General features: G+C 46.6%; 12 protein-coding genes and 1 pseudogene. 11 read left to right on the top strand and 2 right to left on the bottom strand.

What is annotated here, in order from left to right:
• Positions 1 to 68: 68 nt before the first annotated feature.
• Positions 69 to 2,105, bottom strand: coding sequence for a BspA family leucine-rich repeat surface protein (locus L0660_RS08545; protein ID WP_235159110.1), 2,037 nt, complete (start codon positions 2,103 to 2,105; stop codon positions 69 to 71).
• 281 nt (positions 2,106 to 2,386) lie between these two features.
• On the opposite strand from L0660_RS08545, the gene L0660_RS08540 reads away from it, so the two are divergent.
• The 11 genes and pseudogenes from L0660_RS08540 to L0660_RS08490 all read left to right on the top strand — a co-directional run bounded on the left by L0660_RS08540 (position 2,387) and on the right by L0660_RS08490 (position 16,639).
• Entirely contained in the window at positions 2,387 to 2,911 is a 525-nt protein-coding gene (locus L0660_RS08540) for an RNA polymerase sigma-70 factor (protein WP_235159109.1), read from the top strand.
• A 74-nt stretch (positions 2,912 to 2,985) separates the two neighbouring features.
• A complete protein-coding gene (locus tag L0660_RS08535; RefSeq protein WP_235159108.1) occupies positions 2,986 to 3,657 on the top strand; it encodes a hypothetical protein in 672 nt (223 codons plus the stop codon).
• A 6-nt stretch (positions 3,658 to 3,663) separates the two neighbouring features.
• The gene (locus L0660_RS08530; RefSeq protein ID WP_235159107.1) at positions 3,664 to 4,875 is read left to right on the top strand and encodes a DUF4374 domain-containing protein; all 1,212 of its coding nucleotides are present in this window, start codon (positions 3,664 to 3,666) and stop codon (positions 4,873 to 4,875) included.
• An 84-nt stretch (positions 4,876 to 4,959) separates the two neighbouring features.
• A complete protein-coding gene (locus L0660_RS08525) occupies positions 4,960 to 7,353 on the top strand; it encodes a TonB-dependent receptor (RefSeq protein ID WP_235159106.1) in 2,394 nt (797 codons plus the stop codon).
• A gap of 32 nt (positions 7,354 to 7,385) precedes the next feature.
• On the top strand, positions 7,386 to 8,612 hold the full coding sequence (locus tag L0660_RS08520) for a DUF4374 domain-containing protein (RefSeq protein WP_235159105.1): 1,227 nt from the start codon (positions 7,386 to 7,388) through the stop codon (positions 8,610 to 8,612).
• Positions 8,612 to 9,742, top strand: coding sequence for a PepSY domain-containing protein (locus L0660_RS08515; protein WP_235159104.1), 1,131 nt, complete (start codon positions 8,612 to 8,614; stop codon positions 9,740 to 9,742). Before L0660_RS08520 ends, L0660_RS08515 begins: the two co-directional genes overlap by 1 nt.
• Entirely contained in the window at positions 9,732 to 12,173 is a 2,442-nt protein-coding gene (locus tag L0660_RS08510; protein ID WP_235159103.1) for an outer membrane beta-barrel family protein, read from the top strand. The genes L0660_RS08515 and L0660_RS08510 overlap by 11 nt, the downstream gene beginning before the upstream one ends.
• A 157-nt stretch (positions 12,174 to 12,330) precedes the next feature.
• On the top strand, positions 12,331 to 12,966 hold the full coding sequence (locus tag L0660_RS08505; RefSeq protein WP_235159102.1) for a hypothetical protein: 636 nt from the start codon (positions 12,331 to 12,333) through the stop codon (positions 12,964 to 12,966).
• A 123-nt stretch (positions 12,967 to 13,089) separates the two neighbouring features.
• Positions 13,090 to 13,685, top strand: a pseudogene (locus L0660_RS08500) (hypothetical protein); the annotation flags it as partial.
• A 9-nt stretch (positions 13,686 to 13,694) separates the two neighbouring features.
• Complete coding sequence (locus L0660_RS08495) at positions 13,695 to 16,316, top strand: T9SS type A sorting domain-containing protein (RefSeq protein ID WP_235159100.1); 2,622 nt, start codon at positions 13,695 to 13,697, stop codon at positions 16,314 to 16,316.
• Positions 16,313 to 16,639, top strand: coding sequence for a DUF3253 domain-containing protein (locus L0660_RS08490; RefSeq protein ID WP_235159099.1), 327 nt, complete (start codon positions 16,313 to 16,315; stop codon positions 16,637 to 16,639). Before L0660_RS08495 ends, L0660_RS08490 begins: the two co-directional genes overlap by 4 nt.
• Before the next feature lie 10 nt (positions 16,640 to 16,649).
• Here the strand turns inward: L0660_RS08490 and L0660_RS08485 are convergent, their stop codons facing one another.
• Positions 16,650 to 17,915, bottom strand: a complete 1,266-nt coding sequence (locus L0660_RS08485; protein WP_235159098.1) for an erythromycin esterase family protein — start codon at positions 17,913 to 17,915, stop codon at positions 16,650 to 16,652.
• Between the last annotated feature and the right edge of the window lie 215 nt (positions 17,916 to 18,130).

Here is an 18,130-nt window from a genome sequence, read left to right as displayed (position 1 = left end):
TAGGAAATTCTTCTTTTACAGGCGTTCCGTGTTAACAATCTGCCCCAGTTGATGAGTGATAAGGAAAGTCATTTCCGAATGATAATTTTCTGGCTTTTGGAAGAACCATTTTTTGGAAACATTGTGATCAGGTAAACGCCGGATGGTAAGTGAGTCGTCGAAATTTCCTCTCCACTGAGATTATTGTTTGTAGTGCTTTTTTTCAACATGGTACGGCCAGTTACGTCCGTAATGCTCAGCGAATGGATAGTGCCGCTGTTATTTTTAATATAAAGTTTGTCTGAGGCAGGGTTAGGATAGACGAAATCCGCATCGGTTATTATCTCAGATTTTGAGAATTCATCAAGATCTTGCTCGTTGGAAATTGCTGCCACATCATTGGATTCGGTACGACATCCTGAACAATCCGAACAGTCCTTTTTGTCTCCAAGTATCACCCAACCATACCGATAAACAATCAGATTACGAAATGTGGAGCCTTTGCAATACGTGAGCGTAGTTGCACCGAGAACCACACGGGGCTGCAATGTCTGACGTTCCCAATTGATATACATCTGATCATAGTTATCCTTTGACATATCGGTGGAATCCAGCATCATGTACATGCTTTGCACATTACCAACCTGCCAGTTTCCCAAATGTTGATCAAAGGCGAATGCACTACGAAACATATAGGCCATACTGGTAACGGCAGCCGTATTCCAGTTCTTTACCGGTTGATTAAAGGAAGTGGCATGATCAAACATATTTGACATATCTGCAACACGGGATGTATTCCAATTTTCCAGAGATTGATTAAAGGACGCGTTACCATAAAACATATAGGCCATGTTTGTAACAGCAGCCGTATTCCAGTTTCCTAACGGTTGATTAAAAACCTTATTTCCGTAAAACATGGAACGCATATTAGTTACTTTCCCCGTATCCCATCCACCAATGGGCTGATTGAATGCGGACGCCATAGAAAACATCAGGTTCATATCTGTAACATTTCGGGTATTCCAGTTTCCAATGGGCTGGTTAAAGACGTGATTATAGCAAAACATGGCTGTCATGTTGGTTACGTTACCTGTATCCCAACTGCCCATGGGCTGGTTAAATGCCATGGCAAAATAAAACAGGGAATGCATGTCTGTTATCTTTGCGGTATTCCAGCTGTTAATCGGCTGGTTGAACAGCTTTGTAGAAGCAAACATATTATTGATATTCAACATATTTGCTGTATTCCAATTTCCAATGGGTTGGTTGAAAGCCTGCGCACTTTCAAACATGTGCGACATATTGGTAACATTTGCTGTATTCCAGTTTCCAATGGGCTGATCAAAAGCATTGGTGTAAGCAAACATGTAGGACATATTGATAACTTTTCCGGTGTTCCAGTTTCCTATTGGCTTATTGAATCTCCAGGCAAACTGAAACATATTGCTCATATCGGTAACATTGCCTGTATTCCAATTCGAAATAGGCTGGTTAAATAGCTTCGCAGTATTAAATAAACCCTTCATTGTTTTCACATTGGCAGTATTCCAGTCGTTAAAACGCGCATTGCCGGTAAGGACGAGACAGGCTTCGAACATGCTACTCATATCAATCACCTGCGAAAGGTCCGGGATGTCGGTTGCCACGACGTCCATATTGTGGCAATTTTTGAAAGCCGAGCCCATAGATGACCAGACCACACTTCCCCACTGATCCACCCGAAGGAGTTTAGTCCTTTCACTTTCATGCATCATGAACCGATAGAAGGTGCCGCTGCCAGGACCCACCCGGACCTGGTAAGTACCCGGTGCAGGAAAGTCTATTCTGGTTGCACCATTCCCCGCTAATTGACCATACACCGTTCGTCCGCCGACACGGCCGGTCCAGAATATCGTATAGTTCCGGCCCCAGCCGGGAAAGATAATGTGTTTGGAAGTCGGATTTTCCCGCGTGGTTGTTTGCCAGGTAGTGATAAAAGGCAACGGTATGCGTGGGGGTTTTTGCGCATGAACCGTAGTAATCTGTAACAGTAATAATGCCACAATGAAAATCGCAGCGCTGCCATGCAGCCGCTTGACCGCAAAGACAGTCAGTTTAATAATTGAAATACTCCATTTATTTTTCATGATCTCGCGCATTTAAGTATCCCTTATGAATTTTAAACTTGAACTTACCGGAACATACTGGCACTGGTCGCGCCCGGGCCGACGATTGTGTAGTTCAAACATACAGTGCTCTTGTGAGGGATTTTAAGGCATTGATTGAAGGGGGCTTATTAGTTAGTCAACAGGGCAGGGCAATGAGGGAAGCCTAAAGGAACACGGCAAAGAATTTATTTAGAATTATTCCACATAATACAAGAAGGTTATTATATTTGCGCAATTGCAGACTTAAATAGCCCTTTTTAGTGCAGCTTCAAACCATTCGCATTGACGAAATAACTTTCAAAGAGCTATATCAGCTCCATTGGGAAAGGGTGTTTGCGGTTTGTTATAATAACCTGCAAGATGTAGAAGTGGCGAAGGGAATGGTGCAGGAAATTTTTAAATCACTTTGGGAGCGCCGCCAGGAGCTTGAAATTACGGTATCGGTGGAACGATATCTGCTTCGCGCTGCCAAGTTGAAGGTATTCGAGCATCTTAGAAACACAAAGGTGCGCCGCGAACACATTCAGCACATTCGCATGCTGGAATGCGGCTCGGCGCATTGTACGGAAAACGATGTGATGTACAACAGTCTCAAAGAAAAGGTCTCCGGACTTGTTGATACGCTGCCCAATCAGTGCCGGAAAGTATTTAAATTGAGCCGGGAACAGGGTCTTTCCAACAGAGAAATTTCGCAATCGCTGCTGATATCAGAGCGCGCAGTGGAGTATCACATTACCCGCGCACTCTCTACCCTCAAGGCCAATCTGACCGAATACCTGGCATAGATTCCTGCCGATACTTACGGTTAAAAGTTATTTATGCTACTTTTACCAAAAGCAATATTTGGTAAAAGTGCACCATGAACATTACAAAGGAAGTAATTGAAAGATATCACCAGGGGCTGTGCACGCCTGAGGAGGAGCAGGCTGTGGAGAAATGGCTGGAAGACGATGAGGAGGGTGTATCTGAAATCGCCCCGCTGCCTTCCGGTGAAAGCAAATTCAAGATACAGGATGATATGTGGGCAGATATTTCCGCTTCGCTGCCAAAACCCAAACAGTCCCCTTTTATAAGTTTTTTCAAACCGCTTTGGCGTCAGGTTGCTGCCGTTTTACTTGTGACTATTGCTGCCGCGCTGACTATTTTTATAAAAAACCGCTCTGCACACCAAAATGTCATCGTTGTTAACAATAAGTCTGAAATTTTCAACCAGGACCTGCACGAGCGTGCCTATTCTATCTCCATCGGCCCGAAAAGCAATGTTGAGATCAACAATGAAACCGGGCAGTTTGATTTTTGCGGAGCGGTTTTGATCAACCCCAAACGCGACATTGAGCTCACGATCCATGGCAGCTGCGCGCGGCCTGATGCGAAACGCGGCAAAATGGTTCTGAAAAAGGGGCTTCAGTACATCGCGCTGAACTACGGCAGCGCATCGCAGCCTGGCGAGGTGGTCATCTTGCCTGAAACTTCCCTTACCGGCCTGCCGCCTTTGATGCAGCGCCAGCTTATGTCGCAGTTCGATATCTAAAAGCGTATGAAGGAAAGTTTTTGGAAATGTTTATTTGCATTCGCGCTCTTTTCAGCTTTCTGGCTTTCTGGTTGTGACGGTTCAGGCGACAATTCTTTAAGAAAAAAATACAGCCTTTACCTGATGATGAAAGACGGTTCCGAATACCTTGTTCAGACCGACACAATCATGTCCGGGGAGATGCTCAATCCTGAGAAGTCAGGCACAAAAGTAATCCCGCCGCGTATTTTTTATGATTTGATCGTCCGCGAAAACAACTATTATCGGCTCAACTGGAAAGACACCCGCTTTGTACGCAACACAATTGAAAATCAGGAGTTCAAAGAAACCGGCTCCATTCAGTTACCCGGGCAATGGAGCGTTGACACTTATGCCTGGCAGGGTGACACGCTTTGCATTTTCGGGTATGATACGAAAAAAGGTGTGGCACGTTTTGCAAAAATCACATTGGATAATCTGAAAGCGCAGCAAAGTGTTGTGAGTGTTCCTAAACCGGTGGCGCCATTTAATTCCATGTCGATCGGCTTTGCGAATTTCATGAATGGTAATTTGTATCTCGGCTACACGTATCACAAAACCGACCTGAAAAGCTATACAACAAGCGATACATTATATGTTTCAAAGCTCAGTTACCCGGACATGAAAGTAGTGCGGACGTTTAAGGATACCCGCTCAACTTATCCTGGCGGGGTCAACACCCGGCAATCGCATTTTTTTAATGATGAAAAAGGGGATTTCTATTTTATCGCATGTCCCGGTATTGCGTTGGGGGACAATCGTTTCAAACCTACCGGCATTTTCCGCATCAATAAATCGACGGGCGAGCTTGATAAGGATTACTTTTTCAACCTCTCTGCATCGCAAATTCAAAATCATGGTTATGGTTTCTGGTATTTAGGAAATGGAAAAGCGATTGTCCGCACGGAGCGAAAAGGTGTGTTCAAAGGCATGGAAGACCACTGGCTCGTCCCGCATTTCGATTTTTATGTACTTGATCTTGGAAAACAAACAACGACAAGGCTAAACCTGCCGCTCGACAAAGGGACAGCGCGAAATTGTGTGCTCGTTGAAAATGGATTGGCTTATATTACCGTCAACCCCAACGAAGGGGGGAATTACGTCTGGATTTATAATCCGGAAACAGGTGCTCTTAAAAAAGGACTACATTTCAGCGACGAGGTTGATTACATTTTACGCCTCGAAACACTAAATCCTTAATAAATTCTAATTTTTTTTCGAAAGGCACCTTCGGGTAAAGCTTTTTGCCGCTACTAGGTGAATGGTATCTCATTTCCATCATCCATGCTTTCCTGCAAAAACCTTTACCTACTTCTCATTGCAATCATTTTCATTTCCAATGTCGCCATCGCCCAGAAAGCGGCGCAGCTGTCCGGCTATGTCCGCACACAAAACGGCGACGCGATTCCTGGTGCAACCGTTTCGGTGAAAAACGGCACATTCGGCACAACGACCGATGGAAGCGGTTTTTTTGAACTCACCATTAACAAGTCCGGGACGTATATGATGGAAGCGTCGGCATTGGGTTATATGCTTTTTTCCAAAGAAGTAATCGTCAAATCCGGCAGCAAAACCGACCTGAATTTTGACCTGAAAGAAAACCAGCGAGAGCTGAACGAAGTCAGCGTTTTCGGTAAAACGGAAGTGCAGGAGGTAAAAGAACAACCGTTCACAGTCAATGCGATCGAAACGCGGCAATTTGCCAATACAACTGCCGACCTGAACCAGGTCCTGAACCGAAGTGCAGGTGTTAGAATACGCGAACAGGGTGGGCTGGGTTCTAATTTTAACTTTTCGATTAATGGACTTTCCGGTAAAGCGGTCAAATACTTCATCGACGGTGTGCCGCTCGAAATACTGGGCAGCGCGGTTTCGCTGAACAACATTCCGGTGAATCTGGCCGAACGCATTGAAGTGTATAAAGGTGTGGTTCCGGTGCAGCTTGGTTCCGATGCGATGGGCGGCGCGGTGAATGTAATTACGAACCAAAACCAGCGCAACTACCTCGATCTGAGTCACAGTTATGGTTCCTTCAATACCCACCGTTCGTCGGCTAGTGGCCAGTATGTGCACAAGCCGACGGGCATTACTGTGAAAGCCAGCGGTTTTTACAATTACTCGGATAACAATTACAAAATGAAAGGCGTAGAAATACTGGAAGGCGGCACGCGTGTCGGCAACCAGATCACCGACCTTTCCGGCGCAGCATTTATGACTGCCGATGTGCGCCGTTTTCACGACCATTACCAGTCGGCGATGGGCCAGCTGGAAGTGGGTATCTCGAACAAACGCTGGGCCGATGTGCTCTACGCGGGTATTGGCTATTCCGAAGGCCAACAGGATTTGCAGACCGGCTTTGAGCAGGCGATTGTCTACGGCAATGTGACCCGAAAAAGCAAAGCTACCACAGCGACGCTGCGTTATAAAAAAAGCGATTTGTTCGTCAAAGGTTTGGAGCTGAGCCTGTTTGGCTCTTTGTCAAAAGATAGCTTCGTTACCGCCGACACACTTTTCAGGCAATACTATTGGGATGGTGCCTGGACGGTCAAGAGCGCCAGCGAGATGGGCGGCATCAAATCGGTTTCGAACATTATCCGCCCGCGCAGCTTCATGCGCGCCAATGTGAGTTACCTGTTGAATGACAAGCACTCTTTCAATGTAAACTACACATTTGACCACCTTAAAAATGAGAACTTCAATGCATTGCAGACGTCGTTTGACGATATGCCCGGTTTTCTAAATAAGCAGATCCTGGGCGTGGCTTACCAGCAGGAGTTTTTTAACAAAAGATTAACAAATACCTTTTTTAGCAAATATTACGGACTGGGACTGGAAAGGAAAAAGTATGTTGATAATGCCTACCAGTCTTTCAATACACAGTTTGACATGTTTGGTTACGGGGTTGCGTCACGCTTTAAACTGCTGGCGGATCTGGGCGTGAAAATTTCGCTTGAGCGGGCCTATCGGCTACAAGAAGTGGAGGAGGTTTTCGGTGACGGCCTGAATATCAATCCAAATTCCGACCTGAAACCAGAAAGCAGCTACAATGCGAACCTGGGCGGATATTATGGTTTTAGGTTAAATAAACACCGCTTTTTTGTGGAAGCTGCTACTTTCTACCGCAATGCGCAGGACTTCATTTTCGCGGTGCCCGACCAGCGTTCCAAAGCGTTAAAGAACGAGAACAAATCCAGCGTACGTGTGACCGGCTTTGAAGCGGAGGCACGCTACGATTACGGCGACCTACTTTCGTTCAATATTAATGCGACCTATCAGAGTGCGGTGAATATGACCCGGTTCGGCAGCACCGAATCGACTACGCCGGAAGCCACTTACAAAAACAAGATCCCAAACCAACCCTGGCTATTTGGCAATGCTAACCTGAGTATTGGTAAAAACAATGTGTTCGGGAAAGATACCCGCCTGCAATTCAGCTGGTATACCCAATATGTGCACTGGTTTTACCTGACCTGGGAGGCTTTCGGCAATGTGAATGGAAAATCAACCATTCCCAACCAGTTGCTGCACAACGCAACGCTTAGTTATTCATTCAAAAACGGTCGCTACAACATCTCTGGTGAGTGCCGCAACCTTACGGACGCGCTCGCATTCGACAACTTCCGTTTGCAGAAACCGGGCCGCGCCTTTTCGGTGAAACTGCGCTATTTCCTCAAATAAAAACACCAACTAACTTTCAATAACCTAATCCAATGAGCAAATTTTTCAGCCTCCCTGTAAAAACATTAATGGTGGCTTTGGCCGCGTTCGTATTAAACGGTTGCAGCGACGACCCAGGCGGGAATGCGCCTGTGGAAGAAGCGGGCAAATATTCGGCAGTGGTCTGCGTAGGCAGCTGGCCGAACACAGCCTACTACATTGCCGACGTGCCTTCCCTGACTTCGGGACAGATCAGCCTGCAAGGCAACGGCGCCGAAATGACGGGCAAAGTGTATGCGCAGGACATTATCCAGCGTAACGGATTTTATTATCATGCTAATGCAGGCAGTGGCCGTTTTGGTAAATATCATGTTGAAAAAGGCGCACTGGTAGTTGACAAAGAAGTGCCTTTCACGCACCTGGATTGGAGCTCTTTTGTATGGATCGACGATGCTACTTTGGTCGTTTTCGGTTCAGGCGAGAATGCGGCTGGGGTAAATGAGGCGCGTTATGCGATCGTGAAAGTGGTGGATATGTCGGTAACCTTGGGAAAACTTGCATTCCAGGCTTTCCCAAGCAAGACGATGGACGGCTTCGCAATTGGCTTTGCTGAATACCGCGACGGGAAAATTTTTGTAGGTTACAGCTTCGCAACTTCCGATTTCTCCAAATGGCCGGTTGTAGAAAGCATTCAGAACTTCAATGTAGCTGTTGTGAACGCCTCCGACATGGCGGTGGAAAGCAACATTTTCGAATCCCGTTCCTCCGTACCGGGCGGACCGATTGTGTACGCGCCGGTATCGTTCCAGGACGAAAGCGGCGACATTTATTTCATCACTGACCCGGTCTATAACTACGATTACAAATCGCATTCGGCCGTATACCGCATTAAAAAAGGTGCAACCACGCTCGATAACTCGTATTACCTCGATTTTTCCGCTAAAACCAGCAATGGAATGGGCGCAGCGATGTGGTACATCGGCAATGGCAAAGCCATCGTCCGCACCCGCGTAGCCGGCGAAAGCATTGACGCCGAACATTCATTTTCGATCATTGACGCTAAAAACGGCACTTTCCTGAAAAAGCTCGACCTGCCCGCCGACAAAGGCGAACGTATGGTAAATGCCGTCGTGCGTGAAGATGACAAGGTTTACATCGCGGTAAATGCTGCGGATAAAGATTATATATGGGAATACGACACTGCTACCGAGAAGCTGACACCTGGTGCGGAGTTTGTTGGGGGGATTGATTATATACTCAGGCTGGAAAAGACGAAGTAATGCTTAAAAAAATAAATGCCTGGCTGCATCTGTGGCTGGGCCTTGCCTCCGGGATTGTCGTTTTTATCGTCTCCATTACCGGCTGTGTGCTGGTTTTCGAGCAGGAATTAAAGTCGCTGACCCGCCCGTGGTCCCATGCGAAGCGGGTTAATAATGAACCCTATCTGCCGCCGTCGCAGATTGCCGGGCGGTTGAAAACGTCACTTCCCGGCCGGGAAACGCACAGTATCTGGTACTATGGCCACGAGCAGGCCGCGAAGGTGACGATTGATGCGGATTCGATGGTTTTTGTTAACCCGTACACGGCCGAGGTGCAGGCGATTGTGGCAGGAGATGATTTCTTTCACTTTATTCTCGACGGGCACGTAGGAGTTTGGATTGAAGGAGAAGTCGGGCATCAGATTGTGGCTTGGGCTACGCTGATTTTCTTCATTTTACTGGTGACCGGACTCATTTTGTGGTGGCCAAAAAAATGGACGAAAAGCGAAAAGAAAAAGGCGTTCAGCATTAAGTGGAAAGCCAAATTCAGACGCGTAAACTATGATCTGCACAATGTGCTGGGGTTTTATTCGCTGATTTTGGCGATGATCCTGACATTAACAGGACTGATCATGGGTTTTGCGTGGATCAATGATGGCGTTTACTGGCTGGCGTCGGGCGGCAGCGAGCCGGCGAAAAGAATCAGCAGCTTTTCCGATACGACGCAGATCATCACGCCGGATAGTATCCCTGCTGTCGACCGGGCTTTCAGGAAAGGGTTGGAAGAAATTGCGGTTTATAACAAAGACGCAATCATTGTCGGCTTTCCCGACGAGCCGAAAGATGCGATTTACATCTGCACGGACATGGACCGCGGTGCCTGGCGGGACGTTTATCTGGACCAGTACACGCTCGCAGCGCTTCCCTCGTCAGCCGTACAGGTCGACAACCTGAAATTTGCTGACTGGCTCAGGCGCAACAATTACGGATTGCATGTAGGCGCGATCGGGAATATGCCTACAAAGATTATCTATTTCATCGCAAGCCTCGTTTGTGCCAGCCTTCCCGTCACCGGATTTTTTGTATGGTGGGGTAAGCGAAAAAAAACCAAGCGTGTCAAGCGCCTAATTCCATTGCATTATGATTCGTAAACTTTTGCTGCTCACAGCATTTCTTTTTTGCTTCATCAACATTTTAAAAGCCCAGACACAGAATGGACCGGCTTATCTGGTCAAAGGTATCATTACCGATTCTGTTAGCAGGAAGCCTGTCGAATTCGCTACAATTGGAATTCTGGATAGTGAGAAAAAGGTAGTTGCCTTGACTTATTCTGATGAAAATGGTTTGTTTAAATCTGCTGATATCAAAGCAGGCAGCTATTTTCTAAACTTGTCCTTCATGGGTTACGCCCAAAAAAACATAGCATTTAATATTTCCTCAAAATCACCAGTGTTCGATGCCGGCAACATTTATCTCAAACCCGAAGTAACGCAGCTCAATGCCGTGAATGTCACCGGCACGCGCGCGCTTGTGGAGCAGCAGCCGGGGATGCTGGTTTATAATGCAGAAAAAGACATTAGCAACCAGGGTGGCACTGCGGCCGATGTACTTCGCAAAGCACCTGTATTGAATGTCGATGCGGCGGGTAATGTTACCATGCGCGGAAATAGCAATTTGCGCATTTTAATCAATGGAAAATACTCCGGCCAAATGGCGCGGTCGGCGGCGGATGCATTGAACATGATGCCTGCTAATTCCATCAAAGCAGTGGAAGTAATCACCAGTCCATCTGCGCGTTACGATGCAGAAGGTGCCGCAGGTGTGATCAACATTATAACAAAAAAAGGCCAGCAGAATGTGAGCGGAACAGTGGAGGTTGTGGCCGGAAATCTTGAACAGGCGCTGAATCCGCGTCTATCGATCAGCCGTGAAAAATGGAATATCAATACCACTCTGCACGCACACAGTTTCCGGAACCGGGAAGAAACTGCGCTGAACCGCCTGACTTTTGAGAATGGCGAGAAAACGGGAAGGGTACAACAGCATGTGGTCCGCGACAATACCAAGCCGCACGGGTCGGGCGATGTGCAGATTGAGTTTGCGCCGGATTCTGCCAGTATATTCAATTTTTCAGTCAATGGCTGGTTTGGGAAATGGCCCGATAACAGTGCGCAGCATAACCAGCGCTTTTCTGCCAACGAAACTTTGCTGGAAGATTTTCGTCAGAATGTAATAACACGCTCACCGACATTGGGTGTTGATTTAAATCTGGGTTATACCAAAAAATTCAGGAAGCCGGGGGAGGAGCTTTATATTATGGCGCAGCACAACCGCTCGTCTGATGGGTTCAATTATGACGCCATGCAGCGCGATCCGGACAATGCATTGTTATACCGCGAGATCAACGACAATAAAAATCTCAACCGCGAATGGACGGTGCAAACGGACTATATTTTTCCCTTTGGAAACAGTTATAAAAATGCCTGGGAAAGCGGCGCGAAAATGATCCTGCGCGAAAACAGCAGCGATTATCAGGTAGCTGCCAGCGGTGATAGTAACCCGGGCCAGCTTGTCCCGGTAAGCTCCCGCACAGATCTTTTTAGCTACAAGCAGAATGTATTTGCAGGTTATTCTCAATTGAAATTCAAATGGCAAAACGGCTGGGCGCTGCACGCCGGCGCGCGGATGGAAGGGACTTACCTCGAAGGAAATCAACGGAACCAGAACAGCACCTTCAAGAACGATTTCTGGAATTTCGTACCGAGCGCAACTTTGTTTAAAAAGCTGAATGCTAATAACAACCTGACATTAAGCTATACCAAACGCATTTCGCGGCCTTCGATCTGGGACCTGAATCCCAATGTAAATGCACAAGATCCTAAGAACCTCGAAATTGGCAACCCAAGCCTGCGCCCCGAGCAGGTAAATCAGGTAGAATTTACCTACGCATTGCAGACGGATTCTGACTTTTTCCTGAATGCATCGCTCTTTTCCCGTGAAACGACGAACTCGATCGAAAGCATCGTCACCATCGGCCCCGGGGGGATTACGACCACTTCCAAGCAAAACCTCGCTTCGAACATTCAGTACGGATTGAATTTGTCGACCTCGGTTAGCGTAATGCCGGGCTGGAAGATCAATAGTAATGCCAATGTACGCCGCGCGCGCTACCGCAGCGGCGCACTGAATATCCTGAATGAAGGGTGGGCGTGGGGCCTGAATGTGAACAGCAGCTGGAAGTTACCGGACAATTTCAGCGTGCAGGCATATGCCAATTACGACGGTCGCAATGTGAAATTGCAGGGTTTTGAAAGCTACTGGTTCTATTACAGTTTCTCGGCCAAGAAGGAACTGCCCGCGCAAAAGCTAACGATCTCACTGACAACGGTAAGCCCGTTCGGCGGCTACATCGGCCAAACGGTCGTAACGCGCGCAGCAGATTTTGAATCGACACTTGCTTCCCGCTACCTGATGCGCTCGGTGCGGCTGTCGCTCAACTGGGAGTTCGGCAGCATGTTCAAGACTGTCAAGAGCCGCAAGGTTGAAAATGATGATCAAAAGAATGTGAAAAGCGCGGGATAACTACAATTTCAAGGCTGAAACCCGGCATTTGCCGGGTTTTTTGCGTTAATGCAAAGATCCACGGTTTAAATAGTACACCAAGAAATTATTTTGTAACCGCATTTGACTTTACAGGGATATTTTTTATAAATTTCTGTGAAAACAAAAACTCAAAGTCATGAAAACACTTCTTCTTCTTTGCCCTATTTTTCTTGCGGTAATGTTGGGCTGCAAAAAAGATGATCCTTTGGTAGATCCTGAGATTATCGAAGCTCAAAAAGTTGCTGCGCTGCAGGAACAGTTCCATGGAAAATATGGTATCATCAGTTCGGTCAGTAATGAAGCCGTCGATGTAAATATGGATGGTGTAAGTTCCACCGACTTGTTCCAGGAAATTGATATCCTTCCCTCTGAAAAGAATTTTCATTTTGACGTAGAAGTGCGTATCTACCCTAAAAATCCCTTGTCTGCAGAACCTGCATATCTATTCAGTCAGTCCTGGCCCGAGCAATATATCCGCCTTGAAAACGAAGAATGGGCAGGCGGTCCGGGTTTAAATTATGACCCATCCTTACGAATGGATTTTTTGCGGCAAGGCACCGCGCGCCAGTTCCAGTTTTCCGAAGATCTCAAATTGCTCAATGTGCTGCCAAGTGAACAGGAGAATCCATATCGATGGGTAAAACCCGAGTCGGTGACCGTAGATCCGGCTGGCAGGCTGGTTATCGTCAATAAGCGGTATTTGTATACAAAGAATGGGGTGAAACAAGTATCAATTACTTCCGTTTATCAGCGTTTTACGAAAGAGACTTAGGCACTACGCCTATCCTCGACTGAAATTGACCATTAAATAAATATATTTAATTCTAAACATAGTATTGTTAAATAAAATCTGAAAAAAGTATACTTTGTTTTTATTGTATCAAAACTTTAAGACATGTATACACAGCTACAAGAAAGTTATAAGCCTCAAAAGGGCGTATGGATAATCCAGGTCCTTTTCCTTCTATTTATCAATTTCAGCGTATCGACGGCTCAGAGAACACAAGTTGCCGGTCCTCCCGGCAGCGGAAGTTTTGGTTCCAAAATCACGGTATTAACCAATGGAAATTATGTCGTAACAGATCCGGACTGGAGCAACGGAGCAATTCCCAATGTGGGTGCGGTGTACTTTTACAATGGTGCAACCCATAAACTGATCAGCGTGCTGACAGGCAGTAAGGCGAATGACCATGTGGGGATTTTTGGAGTGACAGCACTAACTAATGGAAATTTCGTCATAAACAGTCCGTTTTGGAGTAATGGTTCTGCGAGCAATGCGGGAGCGGTGACATGGGCAAACGGGACCACAGGCATCTCGGGAAAGGTTAGCGCGTCCAACTCACTGGTTGGTTCGCAAGCCGGTGATCTGATTGGTGGGGAAAATGTATATCCACTCACCAATGGAAACTATGTGGTTCGGAGTACCGGATGGAAGAATGGTTCGGCGGCCGCAGCCGGAGCGGTAACCTGGGGGAACGGAACCACAGTATAACAGGGGTAGTGAGCGCTTCAAATTCCCTCGTAGGACTTAAAGCTGATGATAAAGTAGGTGCCGATAACGTCGTTGAGCTCAAAAACGGGAATTATGTTGTGCAAAGCCGTCATTGGGATAATGGTTCAGTGCATGATGCAGGGGCGGTAACTTTGGCCAGTGGCACAACAGGATTAACCGGTGCGGTAACTGTGTCCAATTCTCTTGTGGGTTCAAGTGCTAATGACCAGGTGGGCATTCAAGTCCTTGCCCTTGCTAACGGAAATTACGTGGTCAGAAGTGAAACCTGGGACAATGGTCCTTTGGGGGATGCAGGAGCGATAACTTGGGGAAATGGTGTTACCGGAGTAACGGGAGAAGTGAATATTGCTAATTCCCTCGTAGGAACTCAAGCATATGGTTATCTGGGTGGAATAACTGCCCTTACCAATGGAAACTACGTGGTTACTAGTGCATATTGGGATAATGGGCCCGTAAGAGATGTTGGTGCCGTAGTATGGGTAGACGGTACCAAGGGACTGACAGGCATTATCTCGGCTTCCAACTCGCTGGTGGGTTCGACAACGGGTGACCTTGTAGGCGGTGTTGTCGCTTTAAGTAATGGCAACTACGTTGTAGGAAGTGCTGCCTGGCAGATCGCACCAGAAAAAAGAGTGGGGGCCGCGACGTGGGTGAATGGTGCTACGGGTCTGACAGGGACTGTGAACACCTCAAATTCGCTGGTGGGCGCCACACATGGTGATGCCGTGGGGACCTTTATAACTGCTTTGACCAACGGGAATTATACAGTCTCGAGTTTTGGCTGGAGCAATGGCGCGGTCAATGCTGCGGGAGCTGCCACATTGGCCAACGGAACTACGGGAATGACCGGTGTTGTGAGTGCTTCCAATTCACTGGTAGGATCATCGCAGGACGATGGGGTAGGCTATGTAATTCCACTTGCCAACGGGAACTATGTGGTTACAAGCTCTAACTGGGATAATGGTCCAGTAAAGGATGCAGGAGCTGTGACCTGGTGCAGTGGCACTAACGCGCTTACAGGCGAGGTTAGTGCTTCCAATTCACTGGTAGGATCAACGGAAGACGATAAGGTTGGATTCGATACCCGGCAACTAGGCAACGGAAATTATGTGGTATCAAGCATGTATTGGAAAAACGTTGCTGATAATTATATTGGCGCAGTGACCTGGGGCGATGGAAATACGGGAATAACTGGCCCCGTGAGCATTTCCAACTCGGTGGTCGGGTCCCCGGCGTATAATTTTAGTACTGTGATCACGGGTTGGGGTAGTAAGCATTATTTTGTAAGTGCATTTCAATGGAGTAATGGAGACAATTACAATGCAGGGGCATTTACTCCTTTTACCGGGCAGGCAGCCTCGTCAGGAGTTGCGAAATTATGTAACAGCATCCTGGGCACAGCCACCAATGGGGGGTGGACATTTCTTGTTACAGAAAATAATGTATATGATTATTCGCTGGTAGGATATAGTGCTGGTAACTTCTATGTGATTGTGAACAGCGGATCACCGGCTGATGATCATCTGGCGGACGATCACTCGGAAGTGACGGAGACAATTGCCGGAGCTCCGGTCACATTTGCAAACGATTGTGGTGAAATCGGCATAATAGCGCCATTGTCAGCAGGCACGGGCGTGAGTGGTGCTGTCAGCGCAAAAGTGTACATTGCACAATCGGCCCCTTCTGCCGGTCAGCCTTATGTAAGGCGCTATTATGATATTACTCCCGCTGCCAATGCCAACACAGCAACCGGGCGCGTCACGTTATTTTATGCTCAATCTGATTTTGACGATTTTAATAATAACAGAGGAAGCGCACCAGCTTTGCCAACCGGCCCGGCGGATAGCGACGGCATTCACAACATTCGTGTCACGCAAAATCACGGAACAAGCCAATATGGCTTCCCCGACACTTATACCGGCTGGACGGGCAATGGGCCTGCCGTGCTGCTGATCAACCCTGAGGATGAGGACATTGTTTGGAATGATACGGCAAAGCGCTGGGAAGTGAGCTTTCATGTGACGGGCTTTTCGGGGTTTTTCGTGCATAGTAATGTGAATGAAACGGCATTGCCTGTACACCTGGTCAGCTTTACAGCTGAGAAGGCGGAACAAAGCGCCTTATTGAAATGGAAAACAACTGATGAAGTAAATGCTTCGCATTTTGATATTGAAAGAAGCCTTGACGGCAAAAGCTACATTGCGGTTGGAACGGTTAGAGCAGCCGGAAATGGGATAGAAGCGCATAGGTATTCGTTTACAGATACAACATTTGCCTCCCTGGCATCGGTTGTCTATTATCGTCTTCGTGCTGTGGATGTTGACGAGAGCTTTGCATTCAGCCGCGTGGTAAGTTTGCAGGCTGATGAGAAAGATTTGCAAAATTACATATATCCCAACCCCGTCAGCGCAGGCACAACGGTTACAGTCCAGTCAGGCAGCCAGGTTAGTAACATTCGGGTCCTGGATTTGAAAGGCAGGGATATTGGCATAAAGGTTATCCAGCGAACAGACACCGGATTTGTTCTGAGCCCAATGCCAGCAGGGACGTATCTGGTGAAATTTGAAACCAACAATGGTTCTGAAACCCGGAAGATGGTGGTTGAATGAGGCAACAATATGATATTGAAATGGCCACAGCTGGTCCGATCTTTATGGTATTTCTGCAAACCTATTTACGCAGGATACACATGCATCATTACGAGAAAATAGCCGAAACCATCCTGTCTACTGCCATTGATCGTGGTGCTGAGAAAAGTACGTGCCCCTCGGAAATCGCGCGTAAGCTATTTCCTGACGACTGGCGGAAGTATATGAAAGATGTACTCGGGGTAGCTATTGACCTACACAAAAAAGGCAGCGTCATGATAACACAAAAGGGAGTGCCGGTTGATGTTCATGATATTAAGGGCCCGATCCGCATTAGAATTTAATTTCCTACCCTTATTTTAGGTAAAAACTTTGGTTTCCAAAAGTCTTCTCAATGTGAAGTACGTAGTTGAAGTCGTCCAGCAGATTTCCGCTTACAAATGGCTGGTCTGTCACACCAAATGGGAGCAATTTGTATTTATCTGGCAAAATCCCACTGCCACGCTGCTTTTTGACCATTGATGTGTTAAAGAAAAACATTGATTTTCGGATTTTAGAAAACTCATGTTCGAAAGTGCCGACCTTCGCATCAGGGATCGGATTTTTGTCTGTAACCTTACCGGCTGCGGGCGTGAACGCGGTATAATATCCGGTGGACGTTGTCATTGCCATACATTGGTATTGAGTGCCCAGTTTCTGAGATAAAAAGTATCCCATACTTTTTGAATAGGTATTTGGCGTCCTTTGTACGTGACCATTATGCGCCAGAACGATCATCTTTTGACCGGGTTTTAATGCATTAAGAACATTTTCTGCCATCAGCGAATCCCGCAATGTCGACTGCGCCTGGAAGTCGTTTTCCGGATTGTTGAGCATTAGGAACTGCTTGTAACTATCTATGCTTTTGAGAATGATATCCTTCTGAAGGCAAGCGGCCTTGTCTTTGGTTAAGGTGTTAAATATTTGATTGCTTAATGTTGAGAGCTCAGCAAAATCCTGCTTATTGAACATGTGGTTGTACATCTCATTGTCTAAAAGCTTATAGTATTCTGTGATCTTGTTAATCGAATCCGAAGTGGCGTTGCCATTTGCATTACAAGATTCTGCTATATTTTGCAATGCCTGAAACGGAGTTTGCATATCGATGCCAAAGAAAGTCAGCGGGCTTTTCAGAGATTTGTTTAAGTGTTTCACGTTCTCTGCCAAATCCACAAATTCCTTGCATTCATAGTTAAACAATCTGAAAGATTTTAGAATTTGCCGAAGGTCTCCTTTTCCTTCCAAAACATACGCATTCAGGTTTTCCACTTCTGCGAATGGTGCTTCGAGCCCTATTTTGGTTACTCCGCTTGATTTGACCAGCGAATTGATCAAAGAAATCCTCGCCTTGAAAAACTCAGAAGTACCGTGCGACTGTTCGCCGATCCCCATTACTTTAAATTCCGGATTAATCCCAAATCCCAGATCTAAGGGCGCATAACTTGATAAAGCTGATGAGTCGAGATCAATGGCAACGCGCTTGATGCGCTCTGAGAGGCTATTATCCTGGCCGTGCACTTGCTGTGTGACAGGCAGTACTATCAGCAATAGAAAAGTTACAGAAAATCGGATAGCTATCATAATAGGTCTGTTGTATAAGTAAACTACATATTAAAGAAAGATTGTAAACTTTATACTTATGGTAACATTGATATAAGTTGACTTTCAGTTACTACTATTATAAATCAAATATATCCGGAAAAATAAAGCCACGGATCGTCCCGGAAGCATAGATTACACCCACCTTCCCGGTTTTAATTATAAACAGAGATTGTTTAACTTTCCGAAACGATAAA

The sequence above is a fragment of the Dyadobacter sp. CY351 genome (genome assembly GCF_021502625.1).
GTDB classification, from domain to species: domain Bacteria; phylum Bacteroidota; class Bacteroidia; order Cytophagales; family Spirosomataceae; genus Dyadobacter; species Dyadobacter chenhuakuii.
Note: the sequence above shows the minus strand (reverse complement) of the source record. Positions and strands in the feature narration are given on the sequence as shown.

Bases quoted from the DNA above. Each gene is read 5' to 3' on its own strand.
- L0660_RS08520 (WP_235159105.1), top strand. From the start codon at position 7,386: ATGAGCAAATTTTTCAGCCTCCCTGTAAAAACATTAATGGTGGCTTTG.
- L0660_RS08535 (WP_235159108.1), top strand. From the start codon at position 2,986: ATGAACATTACAAAGGAAGTAATTGAAAGATATCACCAGGGGCTGTGC.
- L0660_RS08490 (WP_235159099.1), top strand. From the start codon at position 16,313: ATGAGGCAACAATATGATATTGAAATGGCCACAGCTGGTCCGATCTTT.
- L0660_RS08510 (WP_235159103.1), top strand. From the start codon at position 9,732: ATGATTCGTAAACTTTTGCTGCTCACAGCATTTCTTTTTTGCTTCATC.
- L0660_RS08545 (WP_235159110.1), bottom strand. From the start codon at position 2,105: ATGAAAAATAAATGGAGTATTTCAATTATTAAACTGACTGTCTTTGCG.
- L0660_RS08505 (WP_235159102.1), top strand. From the start codon at position 12,331: ATGAAAACACTTCTTCTTCTTTGCCCTATTTTTCTTGCGGTAATGTTG.
- L0660_RS08515 (WP_235159104.1), top strand. From the start codon at position 8,612: ATGCTTAAAAAAATAAATGCCTGGCTGCATCTGTGGCTGGGCCTTGCC.
- L0660_RS08485 (WP_235159098.1), bottom strand. From the start codon at position 17,915: ATGATAGCTATCCGATTTTCTGTAACTTTTCTATTGCTGATAGTACTG.
- L0660_RS08525 (WP_235159106.1), top strand. From the start codon at position 4,960: ATGCTTTCCTGCAAAAACCTTTACCTACTTCTCATTGCAATCATTTTC.
- L0660_RS08530 (WP_235159107.1), top strand. From the start codon at position 3,664: ATGAAGGAAAGTTTTTGGAAATGTTTATTTGCATTCGCGCTCTTTTCA.